The following is a 16,037-nucleotide window of genomic DNA, read 5'->3' as shown; positions in this document are numbered from 1 at the left end:
CGTAGTGCTGGCGCTGGCCGGCCGACGACGGACCCGCTGAAGTCGCCAAGCCGATCCACCCTCAGAACTCGCGCTCGAGTGACCAGCAGACTTCAGCGGCTTCAACTTCTGCCCATTAGGTCAACGGTCGGAAGCGGTTCATCGTCACCGACACCTTGGGCCTGCTGGTCACCGTGACCGTGCTTGCCGCGAGTTGGCAGGACCGCGACGGCGCCAAGACCGCCCTGCTGGGCGCCTACATGGCCGCCCCGATCCGGCACGTCTTCGCCGACCAGGGCTTCGCCGGCCGCCTGGTTGACTGGACCCGCGACACTCTGCGCACCAAGCTGGAGATCGTCCGCAAGCCCGCCGACCAGCGTGGCTTCGCCGTACACCCCCGCCGCTGGGTCGTGGAACGCACCCTGGCCTGGCTCACCGTCTGCCGCAGGCTGGCCCGCGACTACGAACGCCACCCGGCCGTCTCCGAAGCCCTCATCCGCTGGGCCGCCATCGCCGGCGTCGCACGCCGCATCACCCGGGGCCGACCGGCACGCCGTCAAGCCCGCCGCACCTTCACCTGGACCTGATCAACCCCATCTCAAACACGCTCTCAGAAGAACTGATCGATGAGGTAACCATGCGCGCCGTGGAGTTCGACGCCGTCAAAGCCCAGGCGTTCGGCCTCCGCCGCCCCTCGCGCGAACGCCGCGATCACGTCATCGATCTGCGCCTGTGTCATCGGCGCCGTGACGGGCTCGCCGCTGCTGGAAAGTCCGGAGGGGCCAACCGGTGGCACGCTCGGGTTCGGCAGATCACCTGGCTTGCGGTCGGTACCGACGTGCCACAACTGCAGGACGATCCGGCCGCCGGCGGAACGCACCGCGTCGACAACGCGAGCCCAGCCGGCCAGTGGCGCGGCGCCGAAGATGCGAGGGACGGCCGGGCTGTTCGCCGAGGCAGGGCAATCCACGACCGTGCCCTCGGTGATGATGAGTCCTGCCCCGTGTTCGGCGCGGCGGGCGTAGTACGCGGCGACGTCCCGGCCCGGTACGCCATCCGGCGAGTGGGTCCGCGTCATGGGCGCCATCACGATCCGGTTCGGCACGGTGAGCCGGCCGATGGTGAACGGACGAAATAGTGCCGCGATGGGGTCCGCGGTCGATGTTGGCATGCCGAATCCTCGAATCTGATCGGTTGACTGGAGGCTGGTGCGCGACTAGCGGAAGTCCGCTGCGTGGTCGAGGGCCCACTGCCGGAATTCGCGGGCCGGAACTCCGGTGACCTGCTCCACGGTCGTGGTGACCGGCTCCGGCGCGTCGATCATGGCGGCCCACCCGTCGAGCGCCATGTCCACGAACGCCGGATCGCCCCACGCGGCCAGCAGAGACTCGCGCGCCTCGGCACGAGGCTGCTCCTCCCACCGAAGGTCGCGGTCGATCGCCGTCCCGATGAGCCGTACCTGCTTCAGTTGGCTGGCGGCCTCGGGCCCGGTGAGGGTGTACGCCGCCCCGACGTGCCGATCCTCGGTCAGCGCCAGCGCGGCCACCGCGGCCAGGTCCTTCTCGTGTATCAGCGATCGGCGGGCGTGCCCGTACGGCCACCGCACGACCCCTCGGGTGCGGATCTGCTCAGCCCAGCCGAGCGTGTTGGCCGCGAATCCGCTCGCCCGGAGGAAGGTCGACTCCAGCCCGGTCCGCTCGATCAGACCCTCGATTTCGCCCCAGAAGCCGACCGGGCGTTCGCCATCTCGCCCGCCCATCGCGGACAGGTAAACGACCCGGCGGGCGTGCTCCGAAAGCCTTTCCACGGTTGCTGGTGCGGCCGCGCTCGACAGGCCGGGCCACACGAGGAAAACCGAGTCGACCCCGGCCAGGGCGGCGTCGAGCGTGTCCGGTCTGGTCAGGTCACCAACGGCGACGGCAACACCGGCGGGCAGCCTCGCTCCGCCCGGTTTGCGGACCAGTGCTCGGACGTTTGCGCCCAGCTCCAGCAGCCTGTTCACCACGTGCCGACCGACGATGCCGGTGGCACCGGTGACCAGGACTGTTCTGTGGGTACTCATTGACCGCTCCCAGGGTTCGTGACGTAACGCGCGCCGATTCCGGCCGACCCGGCAACGGCGTCCGGCACAACTCTCGAACTTGAACAAATGTTTAAGTCAAGTACTGTGGCGACCGTGACATCGCTCGCACCCGACGCCGACGAACTCACGATCGGTGAACTGGCCGACCGCAGTGGCGTGGCCGCCTCGGCGCTGCGCTTCTACGAACGCCAGGGCCTCATCCGCAGCCGGCGCACCGTCGGCAACCAGCGCCGCTACAGCCGCGCCACCCTTCGCCAGGTGGCGTTCATCCGGGCCCCGCAGAACGTCGGAATCCCGCTGGCGGCAATCGGCAGCGTCCTCGCCCTGCTGCCCGAGGGGCAGACACCGACGCGCGAGTTCTGGATCCGCGCGTCCGAATGCTGGAGCGCCGAACTCAACGCGCGGATCCGGCAACTGGAACGCATGCGCGACTTGTTCACCGAATGCATCGGCTGCGGCTGCCTGTCCCTCGACCAGTGCGAATTGATCAATCCGGACGACAAGTTGGGCGCCCTCGGGCCAGGCCCGCACCGACTGGTCAAACACCCGTAGACGTCATAGCCGACCGCAGGCGCCGGGCGCCTCGATGCCGCTATCGATCCACTCGAACAACCGTCGCCGGCCGCGGCGAGTCGAGCGCCCGGTTCACCGCGCAAGCCAGGGCATACGAGTGGCCGGCACCGTGGACCCGGCCACCCGCGCGTTCGACACCGCGGCTCACGCCGTCGGGTCGACTCCCGCCGGCCTTGGCCACCAGAGAGCCCGCCGGTAATCACACTCAACGGCAGTGCCGCGCAGGAAGACGCCGACGTCCTCATCTGCCGCGATCCGTGCGCCACGCAGCGTCACCCGAGGAAGGGCAGGCGGCGTCCGGACTGGCCGATGAGCGGTCGTCCGGCAGGATGTGCGCATGGGGAAAGAGGCCGACAGCGCACGTGAGGCTCGCGTGGTCTCTCTGCTGGAGGACAACGTCAGGACCGAACTCCAGGTGACGAACAGCATGTTGGAGTTGGGTCTCAGCGACGCCACGATCGAACGGCTGATGGAAGGTGTCACCTCTGGGCTGCTGTACGCCTTCAACGTGGACTGGTCGCCCGACTGGGTGAAGCCTGGGCAGGTGCACGCATGGGAAGAGGGCGGGGCGTTTTTCGCCCGGTGTTCTGGGTGCCTGCGAGATTCTCCGCCTGCTGACAGCCGTGCGTCAGCCGAGGACTGGGCGCGTCAGCACGAGACTCTGCATTCACGACGTTCTCCGGTCCCGTACAGCGCGGCGTAAAGATCCTCGGCCGTTGCGCGGTCGAGCCGCAGAACGATGTCGTCCGGCATGCGCCGAACCTACTGGTCTTCCTTCCGGTAGCCTACCCAAGATCGGGTGCGCACATCTGCCGCAGAGCGAGGGTTGTCCTCCCGCTGGGGCTGTCTGGCGACTACGCGGCGTTGGACCACGAGCGGCTGGATAGGACGAGGCGATAACCGTCCGGATCTTCGACCGTGATACCCCACCGATCCCAGTACGCGCCTTGGGAGACGCGCTTGCCGCCGGCCTGTTCAAGGCGGGCCACGAGCGCGTCGTCGATCGGTTCGGACAGATAGAGCACAAGGAGATCTTCGCTCGTCGGTGTCGGCTGCACGGCGAGGCTTAGGCCCCCAACCAGTTCCAGATGCCATGACGCCCCGCGCCAGCCCAGCATCAGCAGGTCATGTTCTCCGGGGCCGCCCGCAGCCCGGTAGAGCACCTCCAGTCCCAGCCCCTGCAAATAGAAGCGTTCGACCGCCGCAAGGTCCCGGGTGGGCCGGGCGAGGCGAATACTTACGTTCGGGTCGATCATTCAGATAGCTCCGTCCAGACGATTGACGATCAGGCTGCAAGCTGAACCTTGCTTAAAGTCAAGACAGCTCATCTCGACGCGCCACCCCATGATCAAACGCCCTCTCTTGCCGCGATCCGCGCGTTACGCAGCGTGACGACTGTGCGGCAGCGTCATGGCAAGCGGATCGGATCCGGCGTCCGGTCGTGCCGAATAGCGGATGTTCGCCGAGTCTCTTCTGGAGGAGAGACGGCCGGGGTGTGCGATCTTCGCCGTGCGATGGTGGTGCGCTCCCCTTCGGCGCTCGTCATGCCTGCAACGCGGGCGACGCTCTCTCAGGTCGCCGCGAGCTGGGGCCCGATGTTGACCAGGTCCTCCAACCGATCCAGCAGCTGACCCAACGTGGCTCGATGCATCATCAACCGCTGACGCAAATCGGCAAGCCCGACGCCGCTGAGCCGCGGCCGCGCGTGCGCCGGAACGGCAGACTACCGTTCCCCGATCGGGTCGGTGGTGGGCCGATACCCGCCGCAGATCGCGTGCATGCGGGTGATGTGACCGGCGCCGTCAGTGTCGAAGTAGGCCCGCTGCTCGACGATGAATTGGCCGTCCGCGTTCCGGACCCGGAAACGGTAGTCGATGCGTTCGCGATCAACTACGTGCCCCGCCTCGAGATGCTCAATCTTTTCGATAACGTCATCGGGCTCGAACCACTGGTACAGCACCTCGTGCACGATCCGCTGTGGGGAATCCGCCTCCCAGAAACGCCCGGGCGTCATGCCACGGAAGATCACGTCGGGGACAAAGAGTGCGAGAAGGCCGTTTGTGTCTTTGGCCGCCAGAGCAGCCACGTACCTTGATCCAATCTCGGTCCAAAACTCGGCACCGATCGCCACGGCCTTGACCGTCGTGGAGGCCGAATCGGTCCAGGCAAACCTGGATCGATTCGGCCTCCTGACGTTCAACCACGACGATCGGATGTACGAGTAGACCGACGCCTGGCCGTTGCCCTCGGCAACTAAGCGTGGGACGGCGTCGTACCTCGAGTCGTCGCCGTCGTGGCGGCCGCCCGACCGGCGATGCGTCCCAGCCCGATCGCCGAGAGCAGCCCGTTCCCAGAGGAGTAGCCGGCCGCACCATGAGCGCCGGAGAGCCCAGTGGTCACCCCGCCCCCGGCATACAGGCCGGGCACCGGGGTGCCGTCCGTGCGCAGCACCTGGGCGGAGTCGGTGACCCGCACCCCGCCCTGGGTGTGGAACAGCGCCGGGATCGCCCGCACCACGCAGTACGGCGGAGTCAGCGGAGCCATGCCAAACTCGCTCCGGCCGACGTCGTCCGGCCGGCCCTGCCGGGCGGCCTCCTCATAGGACCGCAGCGCCACGGTGACCTCGGCCTCGTCGGCGCCGATGAAGCGGGCGACGGCGGCGGGAGAGTCGGCCTCCAACACCCCCTTCATCTTCACGAGCTCCACGAACTCCGGCTCGTGCGCGGCCACGTAGTCGCGGACCCGGGTGTCAAAGACCACGAAGCCCTGGTCCCCCCGCGCGGCGACCGAGCCGGTGAAGCCCGAGTAGCCGACACTCTCGTCGCCGATCCGGCGGCCCCGCGGGTCGAGCAGGATGCCGCCCATCTCCACGGTCGTCCACGAGGTGATCGAGCCGTGCGGGTAGGCGACCGCCGCGTACCCCTGATAGGCGCCCATGTTGCCGGTGTCCGCACCCAGCTCAAGGCACCAGGTTAGCGCCTCGCCGGTGGAACCCTCCGCGCCCAGGTAGTTACCCCCAGCGATGTCCGGCGCGAAGCGGCGCAGCAGCTCCGCGTTGCGGCCGAAGCCGTTCGCCGCCAGCACCACGGTTGAGCTGCGCAGCTCGTAGCTGTCGGCGCGGTGACCGCCCACCCGCACGCCACAGACCCGGCCGTCCTCGACGATCAGCTCGGTGACCGGGTTGCCGGTGACCACCTCCACGTCGAGCCGGCGGGCTGCGGCGAGCAGGTCCCACATCAACGACTCGCCCCGCCGGTCCGGCGGCGCGTGCAGTCGAGGCACGCTGTGCCCGACATGCCGGTAGTCGGTGATGATCCGCAGGTCAACCCGGTGCTTCTCGACCAGCCACTCCACCAGGCTCGCTGACTGCTCGGCCAGCAGCCGGACCAGCGGCTCGGCGTCGTGCGGGCCGCTCTGCCGCAGCAGGTCCGCGGTCATCCGGTCCGGGTCGTCGTCTATGCCGGCCGCTCGCTGGTAGCGGGTGCCGGCGGCTGGGATGGAGCCGGTGCTGACGAAGGTATTGCCGCCGGCACGGTCCAGCTTCTCTAGCAGCGCGACACTCGCGCTGGCCTCGGCCGCCGCGATGGCCGCGGTCAGACCGCAGCCACCGGCGCCGACCACCACCACGTCCACGTCCATGCTCATCCGGCCACCTTCGCGGTACGAGGGGAGCGCAGCCGCTCCAGCAGTTGGTCGGTAGCGGTCACGTCGGCGTACTTCTGGGCCATGTCGAAGAGGTTGACCTCGTGCACCACCGGACTGCGGTCGTAGACCGCGTCGGCGGGCACCGTCACCTTGAAGTTGTACGAGAAGGCGTCGACCACGCTGGACCGGACGCAGCCGGAGGTGGTGGCGCCGGTGACCACGACGGAGTCCGCGCCCACGTCGATCAGGTAGCTGGCGAGTGGCGTGCCGAAGAAGGCGCTCGGATGCCGCTTGGGCAGCAGGATGTCGCCCTCGACCGGGGCGATCTCCTTCACGAACTCGTAGCCGTGCGCCGGGATCGACATGATCGCTGGCACCTTCGCCCCGAGCCGGCCGGTGTCGTACGACGCCTTCGGCGCGACGTGCGGGTAGAGCACCGGCAGGTCGTTAGCCCGGAACTCGGCCAGCAGCTCGGCGATCCGGTCGACGGCGTTCCAGCCCACCTCGCCGCAGCTGGTGGTGAACTCCTCCACGGCCGCGTCGAACGGCTGCCGGCGGGTGCCGACGGTGCGGTACTGCGCGTCGATGATGAGCAGCGCCGGCCGCTCGCCCAGGCCGACGGGGCTGCCGAAGCCGGCGCGGGCGTACCGGTGGATGGTCTCGTCGTCGACCACGTCGGCGCCGCCGACGGTCCATGGTCGCTGCGTACTCATGCCTTGTCCTCCTCGGTGCTCTGCGCGGCGCGCAGCGCGGCGGCGCCGCTGCGGTGGCGGGTCAGGTAGCCGCCGGTCGGCGCGGCGTCGAGCTGCCCGTCGCGCACTGCGAAGTGCCCGCGGACCAGGGTGTGCACGACCCGAGCCGGGACCTTGCGACCTTCCCAGGGGGTGTATTGGGCGGCCGAGTGCTGCCGGTCGGCGGTGATGGTGGTCGTCCCGTCCAGGTCGACCACGACCAGGTCGGCGTCGGAGCCCACGCGGATGGTGCCCTTGCGGGGATAGAGGCCGAACAGTTTCGCGGCCCGGGTGCTGGTGGCGTCCACCAGCCGGGCCAGGTCCACGCCGCGGGCCAGCCCCTCGGCGAGGGTGAGCGGGAACAGCACGCCCACGCCGGGGAAGCCGGCGGAGGCCGTCCAGATGTCCTTTTCCTTGAACGACCGGTGCCGGGCGTTGTGGTCCGAGCCGATCGTGTCGACGCTGCCGTCGGCCAGCCCCTGCCAGAGCGCCTCCACGTCGGCAGGCGTGCGCAGCGGCGGGTTGACCTTGCCGTACGAGCCGCAGTCGGATTCGACGCTCAGCGTCAGGTAGTGCGGGCAGGTCTCCACGAATAGGTTCGGGTACGCCGAGCGCTGCATCCGGGACACGTCCAGCGCGGCCTTGCTGCTGGTGTGCACCGCGTACGTCGAGGCGCCGGTGACGCTGGCCAGGTAGGAGACCCGTTGCTGCGCCTCGGCCTCCACGTACGGCGGGCGGGAGGCGTTCCACGCCCACAGCGGGCCCCGCTCGGTGTCCGGCCGGGCGGCGTCGCGCAGCCTGCGGACCAGCTCGATGTTCTCCGGGTGCGGGTTGACCATCGCGCCGTGCTCGGCGGTCAGCCCGAGCAGGTCGTACATGAAGGCGTCGTCGTTGCCGGGCATGCCTAGATAGGCGCCCTCGTCGCCCCGGAAGTTCATGAAGAACTTGAAGCTGGAGACCCCCAGCTCGGCCACGTACGCCGGCAGCGCCCGCAGGTGCTCCGGGGTGCCGAGGACGAAGTGGAACCCGAAGTCGGTGTGCGAGTGCCGCTCCATCACTGCGCGCGCGTCGGCGAAGACGTCCTCGTACGGGTCGGCGCTCATCAGGTAGACCAGCATCGAGGTGACCCCGCCCGCGACGGCGGAGGCGGACTCCAGCGCGGCGTCGTCGGGGTCTTTCGGCACCCGGATGTCCTTGCCCAGGTGCACGTGCGGGTCGATGGCGCCGGGCAGCACCGCCGCGCCGCGCAGGTCGACCGTCTCGGTGGCGGCGCCGGGGGCGTCCGGGGCGACGATCCCGGCGATGCGGCCGCCGGCCAGCAGCAGGTCGGCCTCGGTCAGCCCGGCGCCGTGCAGGAAGACGCGCCCGCCGTGCAGCCGCAGGTCTATGCGGTCCGCGCTCATGCCGACCCCTCCTCGCGGCCGACCGCGTAGCGGCGGTCCAACTCGTCGAACTCGGGCTTGCGGACCAGCGCCTGCCGGTCCGACCAGCTGATCATGAGGTCGTCCGCGGCCCGGGTGTCGCCGTGCTTTGCCAGGTGGGCGAGGACGGACCGCATGCCGACCACCGCGCCGCGCATCGCGGCGTTGGCGTACAGGGCGATGGTGAAGCCCAGGTCGGCCAGCTCCTGCCGGGACATCAGCGGGGTGAGACCGCCCTCGACCATGTTGGCCATGTGCAGGCCGGGTACCTGGCTGGTCACCTGGCGCAGCTCGTCGACGTCCCAGGGCGCCTCGACGAAGAGGACGTCCGCGCCCGCCTCCCCGTAGCGGGCGGCGCGCTCGCAGGCGGCGTCGATGCCGTCGACGGCCCGCGCGTCGGTACGGGCGATGATCACCAGGTCCTCGTCGTCCCGGGCGTCCACCGCCGCATGGATCTTGCCGACCATCTCGGCGGTGGAGATGACCTCCTTGCCGGCGAAGTGGCCGCACTTCTTGGGGCTGACCTGGTCCTCGATCTGGATCGCCGCGGCGCCGGCCCGTTCCAGCCGCCGGACCGTGCGCTGCACGTTCAGGGCGTTGCCGAAGCCGGTGTCGGCGTCCACCACCAACGGGATGTCGACCGCGTCGGCCATCGCCGCCACATGATCGGCCAGTTCGCTCATGGTCAGCAGGCCCAGGTCGGGCATGCCCAGGTAGGTGTTGGTCACGCCGGCCCCGGAGACGTACACCGCGCCGAAGCCGGCCTCCTCCACGACCCGGGCGGAGAGCGCGTTAGGCGCTCCCGGCACCAGTAGCGGCGGGTCGCCGCCCGCTAGCAGATCCCTAAGTCTGCGGGTGGTCCTCATCCTTTTGTCCTTCCCTTGTCCGGCTCCTCGTCGTCGATCGGGAGACCGAGGACGGAGATGGCGCTCTCCATCGAGTGCTGGATGTGGTCGGCCATCAGTCGGGTGGCCCGTTCCTGGTCCCGGGCGCGCAGCGCGTCGAGGATGTCGGCGTGCTCGACGACGGCCTTGCGGGCCCGGGTGGGTCGCTGGGCGGACATCGTTCGGGCCAGGGAGATCTGCCGCTGCACCTCCAGCGCGGCGGTCAGCAGCGCCTGGTTGCCGACGAGCATCACCAGTCGCAGGTGGAAGTCCAGCTCCTGCGGGTAGGCCGGGTCGGCGATGCCGCTGATCCGGCTCTCCGTCTCGTCCAGCAGCGCGGCCAGGTCAGCCAGGTCGTCGTCGCTCGCGCGCTGACAGAGCAGGCGTACGGCGTGCAGCTCCAACGCGGACCGCAGCTCGTAGAGCTCGGCCACCTCGGCCCGCTCGAAGGTGCGGACGAAGGCGCCGCGGTGACTGACCACGGTGAGTAGTCCCTCGCTGGCCAGGCGCTGGATCGCCTCGCGCAGCGGGCCCCGGCTGATGCCGAGGGAGGCGGCGAGCGTGACCTCGTTGAGCCGCTCACCGGGCTTGAGTCCACCGTCGAGGATCATCTCCCGCAGCACCGACTCCGTACGCTGGGAGTACGTGCTGTCGCGGGTCAGTTGCTTGCTGACGGGCTGGGTCACCGGGGCTCCTCTTAGGCGTCACGCAGGTTGGTGCCGGCAGTTTCCCGCATTCGCAGGGCGGCCACGAGCGTCACCACGGCCGTGCCCATCAGGAACCAGGCGGGCGCGAGGGACGACCCGGTGACGTCGACCAGCCAGGTGCAGACGTACGGGGCGGTGCCGCCGGCCAGGGCCGCGCCGACGTTGAAGCCGAGCGCGATCCCGGTGTAGCGGACGCTGGTAGGGAAGAGCTCGGCGTAGGCGGAGAAGGCCACGCCCATCAGCGCCGAGTCGATCAGGCCGAGCACGATGTGCGCGCCGATCGCGATCGCGCCGCCAGAGTCGAGCAGCAGGAAGGCGGGGTACGCGAGGACCAGCGCGGCGACGGTCGCGCCGAGGAACACGGGCTTGCGGCCCACACGGTCAGACAGCATCCCGAACAGCGGCATGCACGCGGTGGCCACCGCCAGGGTCGCCGTGGTGGACCAGAACGCCGTGTTGGCTGGCACCCCGACCACCTTCTGCAGGTGGATGTTCACGTAGACGTAGGCGACGTAGTAGGCGGAAAAGAGCAGGATGGACAGTCCGACGCAGGTGGCCAGCGCGCCCCGGTGCTCGCGGAACAGCTGCACCACCGGCGCGGTCGGCGTGTCCTGTTTCTTCTCCTCCAAGGCGGCGAACTTCGGCGTCTCGGCCAGCCGGGAGCGGATCCAGAGGCCGACCACGCCCAGCGGGATCGCGATCAGGAAGGGCACCCGCCAGCCCCAGGCATTCATCGTCTCTGCACCCAGCGTGGTGTTGAGCAGGGCGACGGTCAGCGAGGCCAGCAGCGCGCCGGCGAGGGCGCCCATCTGGGTGGTGGAGCAGAGCAGGCCGCGCCGGTGGTTCGGGGCGTACTCGGCGACGAACGAGGCGGCGCCGCCGAGCTCGCCGCCGGCCGCGATGCCCTGCACGCAGCGGGCCAGCACGAGCAGCGCGGTGGCGCCCACGCCGATGGCGGCGTAGGTGGGCAGGACACCGATCAGGCCGCTCGCGATGGCCATCAGCACCACGGTCCCGGCGAGGGCGTTCTTGCGGCCGTACCGGTCGCCGAAGTGCCCGAAGATCACCCCGCCGAGCGGACGGAGCGCGAACGCCAGGGCAAAGGTGGCCAGCGTGGCGAGCAGCGCGGCGGTCGGGTCCTCGTTGATGAAGAACTTGGCCGCCAGGATGGTGGCCACGTAGCCGTAGACCCCGAAGTCGAAGTACTCGACGATCGAGCCGACCGCGCCGGCGGCCACCACCCGGGGCGACACCCGGGGGCGTTCGACGCCGTCGAGGGTTGTTGTCGTCGTGCCTGTGGCTGTGCTGGACATGCTGATGGCCTCCTAGCTGGGGGAGCGGGCGGTCGGGGGTTCCGCCGGTATGACCTGACCCACATCCGACCAGGAAGAGCTGCCAACTGTCAACAGTTGGCAGAGGAGGGGGCTGCGGGTGGGCAACAGATCCGCCCGCCGGGACAAGCGGGCCGCCAGGGAGGGGCCCCGGCAGGTCGTCGTGAATGCGCAGGATCTACCGGCGCTGGAACAGCTCCACTAGGCGGTCGGGACAGCCGACGTACTCGTCGGCGTCGACGTGGATGTGTCCTCGAAGCAGATCTCGTCGGGCGCCGCCCCGCGCCGTGTCGCGCGATCGACGCGCGAGGCTCCAGAGGCGGACGCCCCACGCCGAAGCTGTCCGCCAGGGCGCGGGTGTTCGCCACCGGACAGGGCCGCAAGACCGATGCCACCGACGCCCACTCCATCGCGCTGGTCGGCACCCGCATGGCCGGGCTGCGCCCGGTCGTCAACGACAAACAGCTCGCCCTGCTGCGGATCCTGGTCGACCGCCGCCGCTCCCTCGGCGAGGACCACACCCGGATGGTGTCCCAGCTGCACCAACTGCTGCTGGAACTGATCCCGGGTGGGGCGAAGAAGAGTCTGTCCGCCGCCCAGGCCAAGGCTCTACTGGCCACGGTTCGGCCCCGTGACGGGGTCGGCAAGACCCGGCGCCGGGTCGCCGCGGAGCTGATCGGTGACCTCGAACGCGTCTACCGGCGTGCCAAGGAAGCCGACAAGGAACTGAAAGAACTCGTAGCTTCCACCGGGACCACGTTGAAGGACCTGCACGGCATCGGACCGTCCGGTGCCGCCCGGCTGCTGGTCGAAGTCGGTGATATCACCCGGTTCCCGAACCGGGCCCACTTCGCCTCCTGGAACGGCACCGCCCCCATCGACGCATCATCCGGCGAACAGGTCCGCCACCGCCTCTCCCGCGCCGGGAACCGGCAGATCAACCGCGTGCTGCACATCATGGCCACGGTTCAGCTCCGCAGCCCCACCGAGGGCCGCGCCTACTTCGACCGCAAGAAGACGTCCGGGAAGACATCGATGGAAGCGATGCGGGCGCTGAAACGACGCCTGTCCGACATCGTCTACCGACAGATGATCGACGACGCCACAGCCGCCACGGCGACGGGCCCGGGAGGACACCGGGAGACGACTACTGACTCCAGCGTGACCAGCTCACATCCCCATGCCGGCTCTTCGGAAAAGTCACTTCCCGGACCCGCCACACCCCAGCCTAGAACAACCCTCGCCGCGGCCTCTTGATGGCACAGAGGGGTGCCAGAAGCGGATACGCCTTACGGTCGAGTCCGGCTCGCTGGAAACGGAACGTCACGATGGCCGCCCGCCCGTTCCTGTGGGTCTCGCTGAATCCGCTGGCCGGCTCGCGGGCGGTTGAAGGCTCGGACGTGCCTCCGCCATCTGCACGACGCTGTGCACGTTCAGCTGTACCTGGCTGTGCACGTTGGTCCGTACGCCGACACCTCATGACCGTCGAGCAGCGCGCCGCCCACTACGAGGCGTTGTGGATGCTTCCGCCAGCCTGACCAGCGCCGCGATCGTCGGGGCGTCCGGGGTGATCCGGGCGCCCCGCCGGCAAAGACGGTGCCGGTGAAGACGCACCCGCCCTGGTCTTCGTCGGCCGCCGACTCCGCGACGCGCAGGGAGGCCCCACCAGCTGACCGAACCCCGGAAACACCCGCACCGGTGGTGACAGCACAAGCCTGTCCCCACCGGCGCTGCTCATCGGGGACAGCAACGAGCTGGCGGTGTGCGTACTGAAAAGTTGAGCGGCGAAACCCCGGCGGAACAGGCTCGCCGAGAGATTTCACAGCGCAGGTCAGGAGCCCGGTCGCTGAAAAGCTCAGAGAGAACCGACAACGAACCGTGAGGCGCCCCGGCGGGAAGGCCCATCGGCTTCCCGTTAGCCAGCGAGTCACGCCGTCACCCATCCTGGTCGCAGGCGAGGGGCTGGGCGGGTGTCTGTGCCGGGTCGACAGGCGGCACGATGTGAGGCATGACCGCTCCCGCCCGCATACCGCTTGCCGTCCTGGACGCGGTGCTCGAGCGGTTGACCTACGTCAACGAGGAAACCGGCTACACCATCGCCCGCGTCGCCACCGACCGCGGCAGCGACCTGTTGACGGTGGTCGGCGCGTTGCTGGGTGCGCAGCCGGGGGAGAGCCTGCGCCTGCACGGGCGATGGTCATCCCATCCGAAGTACGGCAAGCAATTCGAAGTCGACTCCTACACCACCGTCCTGCCGGCCACGATCCAGGGCATTCAGCGCTACCTCGGCTCCGGTCTGGTCAAGGGCATCGGACCGGTGTTCGCCGAGCGGATCGTGGCCCACTTCGGCCTGGACACCCTCCGCGTCATCGAGGAGGAACCATCCCGGCTGGTGGAGGTACCTGGGCTCGGGCCGAAGCGCACGGCGAAGATCACCGCGGCGTGGGAGGAGCAGAAGGCCATCAAGGAGGTGATGGTCTTCCTCCAAGGCGTTGGGGTGTCGACATCCCTGGCGGTGCGGATCTTCAAGAAGTACGCCGACGCGTCCATCGACGTCGTGTCGAAGGAGCCGTACCGGCTCGCTGCGGACGTGTGGGGCATCGGGTTCAAGACCGCCGACACCATCGCCCAAGCCGTCGGCATCCCCCACGACAGCCCGCAGCGAGTCATGGCCGGCCTGCAGTACACCCTGTCCGAGGCCACCGACTCAGGCCACTGCTACCTACCCGCCCCCGAGCTGGTCGCCGACGCCACGAAGATCCTCGACGTTCCCGCCGACCTCGTCACCGACTGCCTCGACACCCTGGCCGCCGACGAGGGCGTCGTCCGCGAACCCCTGCCCGGCGGCGACGGAGAGCCGGTGCACGCGGTGTACCTGGTGCCGTTCCACCGCGCCGAGCAGTCCCTCGCCTCCTCCCTGCTGCGCCTACTCGGCGATCGGGCCGACCGGCTGCCCCACTTCAGAGGCGTCGACTGGGGCAAGGCCCTCACCTGGCTGAAGGCCCGCACCGGCGTGGACCTGGCCCCCGAACAGGAACAGGCCGTCCGCCTCGCCCTCACCTCGAAAGTCGCGGTCCTGACCGGTGGGCCGGGCTGCGGCAAGAGCTTCACGGTCCGCTCCATCGTCGAACTCGCCGCCGCCAAGAAAGCCAAGGTCACCCTCGTCGCCCCGACCGGCCGCGCCGCGAAACGCCTCTCGGAGCTGACCGGCCACCCCGCCGCGACCGTCCACCGGCTGCTGCAGCTGCGTCCGGGAGGGGAGGCCTCCTACGACCGGGACAACCCTCTCGACGTCGACCTCCTCGTCGTCGACGAGGCCTCCATGCTCGACCTGATCCTGGCCAACAAACTCGTCAAGGCCGTCCCGCCCGGCGCGCACCTGCTCCTGGTCGGCGACGTCGACCAACTCCCCTCCGTCGGCGCCGGAGAAGTCCTGCGCGACCTGCTCGCCGCCCCCACTGTTCCGCGGGTACGGCTGACGCAGATCTTCCGCCAGGCCGCCCAGTCCGGCGTCGTCACCAACGCCCACCGCATCAACGCCGGCCGCCCACCCCTCCTCAAGGGCATGGCGGACTTCTTCCTGTTCGCCTGCGACGACACCGACGCCACCGCCGCGCTCACGGTCGACGTCGCCTGCACCCGCATCCCCGCCAAGTTCGGCCTCGACCCGCGCCGGGACGTGCAGGTCCTCACCCCCATGCACCGCGGCCCCGCCGGCGCCGCCGCACTGAACACGCTGCTGCAGCAGCGCCTCACCCCGCACCGCGAAGGCCAGCCGGAGCGGCGCATGGGCGGGCGGGTGTTCCGGATCGGCGACAAGGTCACCCAGATCCGCAACAACTACGACAAAGGCCAAGCCGGCGTCTTCAACGGCACCCTCGGCATCGTCACCCACCTCTCCACCGAAGAGCAGACCCTGACCGTGCGTACCGACGAGGACGAGAGCATCGACTACGACTTCGACGAACTCGACGAACTCACCCACGCCTACGCCATGACCATCCACCGCTCCCAGGGCTCCGAATACCCGGCAGTGGTCATCCCGCTGACCACCAGTGCGTGGATGATGCTGCAACGCAACCTGCTCTACACCGCCATCACCCGCGCCAAGAAACTCGTTGTCCTCGTCGGCTCCCACCGGGCCCTCGCCGCCGCCATCCGCACCGTCAGTGCCGGCCGCCGCCACACCGCCCTCGACCACCGACTCACCCGCATGTGACACGGCCGTTGACATCGGTGCGGATGGGGTACCGCTTGGGTCGGAGACTCGTACGCCACGTCCCGGCGCTGATGGGTTGCGTACGGTCGAGGACGTGGACGTGCTGCTACGCGGCGGACCGGGGGACGGCCAGGTCGTGTCCGGCGGCGGGGAGACCGTCGTCTGGCAGGCCTGCCTTTACGAGATCGCGCCCGAGTACGGCCGCCGGCACGGACGCGACCTGCGCGTGTACCGGCACCGCCCCGACTGCTGCGAGCCGTACGGCCGAGGCGCCGAGGACCGCTGCGAGTGACCTGCCCGTCCGGATGCGCGCAGCAGCGCGCCCAACCACCCCGGGCCTATAGAGCCTGTTTCTGATCTGCCTGGCGGGACTTGTGGTACGTGAGCGACGGTCGGCGTGGCGGCCGTCCATAAAAGACGGGCTCTTGGTAAGCAGACGGTTCCTACACCCTGCTGCCCCAAGA

At 69.5% G+C, this 16,037-nt stretch carries 16 protein-coding genes; 6 read left to right on the top strand and 10 right to left on the bottom strand.

Features of this window, described 5'->3' with window-relative positions; all coding sequences use genetic code 11:
- Window positions 1-173 precede the first annotated feature (173 nt).
- The gene (locus tag KBX63_RS34185; protein WP_307871946.1) at window positions 174-566 is read left to right on the top strand and encodes a transposase; all 393 of its coding nucleotides are present in this window, start codon (window positions 174-176) and stop codon (window positions 564-566) included.
- A 23-nt stretch (window positions 567-589) separates the two neighbouring features.
- Here the strand turns inward: KBX63_RS34185 and KBX63_RS34180 are convergent, their stop codons facing one another.
- Both KBX63_RS34180 and KBX63_RS34175 read right to left on the bottom strand, forming a co-directional pair.
- Window positions 590-1,150, bottom strand: a complete 561-nt coding sequence (locus tag KBX63_RS34180; RefSeq protein ID WP_210918576.1) for a hypothetical protein — start codon at window positions 1,148-1,150, stop codon at window positions 590-592.
- Between the two features lie 45 nt (window positions 1,151-1,195).
- A complete protein-coding gene (locus KBX63_RS34175) occupies window positions 1,196-2,041 on the bottom strand; it encodes an NAD(P)H-binding protein (RefSeq protein WP_210918575.1) in 846 nt (281 codons plus the stop codon).
- 114 nt (window positions 2,042-2,155) lie between these two features.
- Here KBX63_RS34175 and soxR point away from each other — a divergent pair, with 114 nt between their 5' ends.
- Together soxR and KBX63_RS34165 are read left to right on the top strand one after the other, a co-directional pair.
- Window positions 2,156-2,614 (top strand): redox-sensitive transcriptional activator SoxR, encoded by a 459-nt coding sequence (soxR, locus tag KBX63_RS34170; RefSeq protein WP_307871945.1) that lies wholly within the window; start codon window positions 2,156-2,158, stop codon window positions 2,612-2,614.
- A 358-nt stretch (window positions 2,615-2,972) separates the two neighbouring features.
- Window positions 2,973-3,338, top strand: a complete 366-nt coding sequence (locus KBX63_RS34165; RefSeq protein WP_210918573.1) for a hypothetical protein — start codon at window positions 2,973-2,975, stop codon at window positions 3,336-3,338.
- 151 nt (window positions 3,339-3,489) lie between these two features.
- Here the strand turns inward: KBX63_RS34165 and KBX63_RS34160 are convergent, their stop codons facing one another.
- The 8 genes from KBX63_RS34160 to KBX63_RS34125 all read right to left on the bottom strand — a co-directional run bounded on the left by KBX63_RS34160 (window position 3,490) and on the right by KBX63_RS34125 (window position 11,336).
- Complete coding sequence (locus tag KBX63_RS34160) at window positions 3,490-3,891, bottom strand: VOC family protein (RefSeq protein ID WP_210918572.1); 402 nt, start codon at window positions 3,889-3,891, stop codon at window positions 3,490-3,492.
- Window positions 3,892-4,358: 467 nt separating this feature from the next.
- The gene (locus KBX63_RS34155) at window positions 4,359-4,766 is read right to left on the bottom strand and encodes a hypothetical protein (RefSeq protein WP_210918571.1); all 408 of its coding nucleotides are present in this window, start codon (window positions 4,764-4,766) and stop codon (window positions 4,359-4,361) included.
- Between the two features lie 122 nt (window positions 4,767-4,888).
- A complete protein-coding gene (locus tag KBX63_RS34150; protein WP_210918570.1) occupies window positions 4,889-6,280 on the bottom strand; it encodes an FAD-dependent oxidoreductase in 1,392 nt (463 codons plus the stop codon).
- Window positions 6,277-6,993, bottom strand: a complete 717-nt coding sequence (locus KBX63_RS34145; protein ID WP_210918569.1) for an isochorismatase family protein — start codon at window positions 6,991-6,993, stop codon at window positions 6,277-6,279. Before KBX63_RS34145 ends, KBX63_RS34150 begins: the two co-directional genes overlap by 4 nt.
- Window positions 6,990-8,414 (bottom strand): dihydroorotase family protein, encoded by a 1,425-nt coding sequence (locus KBX63_RS34140; protein ID WP_210918568.1) that lies wholly within the window; start codon window positions 8,412-8,414, stop codon window positions 6,990-6,992. The genes KBX63_RS34145 and KBX63_RS34140 overlap by 4 nt, the downstream gene beginning before the upstream one ends.
- Window positions 8,411-9,298 carry an oxaloacetate decarboxylase gene (locus KBX63_RS34135; protein WP_210918567.1) on the bottom strand — a complete coding sequence of 296 codons (888 nt, stop codon included), beginning with the start codon at window positions 9,296-9,298 and terminating at the stop codon, window positions 8,411-8,413. Before KBX63_RS34135 ends, KBX63_RS34140 begins: the two co-directional genes overlap by 4 nt.
- Complete coding sequence (locus KBX63_RS34130) at window positions 9,295-10,002, bottom strand: GntR family transcriptional regulator (RefSeq protein ID WP_210918566.1); 708 nt, start codon at window positions 10,000-10,002, stop codon at window positions 9,295-9,297. The genes KBX63_RS34135 and KBX63_RS34130 overlap by 4 nt, the downstream gene beginning before the upstream one ends.
- Window positions 10,003-10,013: 11 nt before the next feature.
- Window positions 10,014-11,336 (bottom strand): MFS transporter, encoded by a 1,323-nt coding sequence (locus KBX63_RS34125; RefSeq protein ID WP_210918565.1) that lies wholly within the window; start codon window positions 11,334-11,336, stop codon window positions 10,014-10,016.
- A 375-nt stretch (window positions 11,337-11,711) separates the two neighbouring features.
- Between KBX63_RS34125 and KBX63_RS34120 the strand changes: the two genes are divergently transcribed.
- The 3 genes from KBX63_RS34120 (at window position 11,712) to KBX63_RS34110 (ending at window position 15,865) form a co-directional block, all read left to right on the top strand.
- The gene (locus KBX63_RS34120; RefSeq protein WP_307871944.1) at window positions 11,712-12,611 is read left to right on the top strand and encodes a transposase; all 900 of its coding nucleotides are present in this window, start codon (window positions 11,712-11,714) and stop codon (window positions 12,609-12,611) included.
- A 751-nt stretch (window positions 12,612-13,362) separates the two neighbouring features.
- Window positions 13,363-15,573 carry an ATP-dependent RecD-like DNA helicase gene (locus KBX63_RS34115; RefSeq protein WP_210918563.1) on the top strand — a complete coding sequence of 737 codons (2,211 nt, stop codon included), beginning with the start codon at window positions 13,363-13,365 and terminating at the stop codon, window positions 15,571-15,573.
- A 94-nt stretch (window positions 15,574-15,667) separates the two neighbouring features.
- Window positions 15,668-15,865 carry a hypothetical protein gene (locus tag KBX63_RS34110; protein WP_210918562.1) on the top strand — a complete coding sequence of 66 codons (198 nt, stop codon included), beginning with the start codon at window positions 15,668-15,670 and terminating at the stop codon, window positions 15,863-15,865.
- The last annotated feature ends 172 nt before the right edge of the window (window positions 15,866-16,037 follow it).

It is taken from the genome of Micromonospora sp. U21 (genome assembly GCF_018070045.1).
Taxonomy (GTDB): domain Bacteria; phylum Actinomycetota; class Actinomycetes; order Mycobacteriales; family Micromonosporaceae; genus Micromonospora.
The sequence above is the reverse complement of the archived record's forward strand: the minus strand, read 5'-3'. Positions and strand labels throughout refer to the sequence as shown.

Bases quoted from the DNA above. Each gene is read 5' to 3' on its own strand.
- KBX63_RS34180 (WP_210918576.1), bottom strand. From the start codon at position 1,150: ATGCCAACATCGACCGCGGACCCCATCGCGGCACTATTTCGTCCGTTC.
- KBX63_RS34175 (WP_210918575.1), bottom strand. From the start codon at position 2,041: ATGAGTACCCACAGAACAGTCCTGGTCACCGGTGCCACCGGCATCGTC.
- KBX63_RS34165 (WP_210918573.1), top strand. From the start codon at position 2,973: ATGGGGAAAGAGGCCGACAGCGCACGTGAGGCTCGCGTGGTCTCTCTG.
- KBX63_RS34160 (WP_210918572.1), bottom strand. From the start codon at position 3,891: ATGATCGACCCGAACGTAAGTATTCGCCTCGCCCGGCCCACCCGGGAC.
- KBX63_RS34150 (WP_210918570.1), bottom strand. From the start codon at position 6,280: ATGAGCATGGACGTGGACGTGGTGGTGGTCGGCGCCGGTGGCTGCGGT.
- KBX63_RS34145 (WP_210918569.1), bottom strand. From the start codon at position 6,993: ATGAGTACGCAGCGACCATGGACCGTCGGCGGCGCCGACGTGGTCGAC.
- KBX63_RS34140 (WP_210918568.1), bottom strand. From the start codon at position 8,414: ATGAGCGCGGACCGCATAGACCTGCGGCTGCACGGCGGGCGCGTCTTC.
- KBX63_RS34135 (WP_210918567.1), bottom strand. From the start codon at position 9,298: ATGAGGACCACCCGCAGACTTAGGGATCTGCTAGCGGGCGGCGACCCG.
- KBX63_RS34125 (WP_210918565.1), bottom strand. From the start codon at position 11,336: ATGTCCAGCACAGCCACAGGCACGACGACAACAACCCTCGACGGCGTC.
- KBX63_RS34115 (WP_210918563.1), top strand. From the start codon at position 13,363: ATGACCGCTCCCGCCCGCATACCGCTTGCCGTCCTGGACGCGGTGCTC.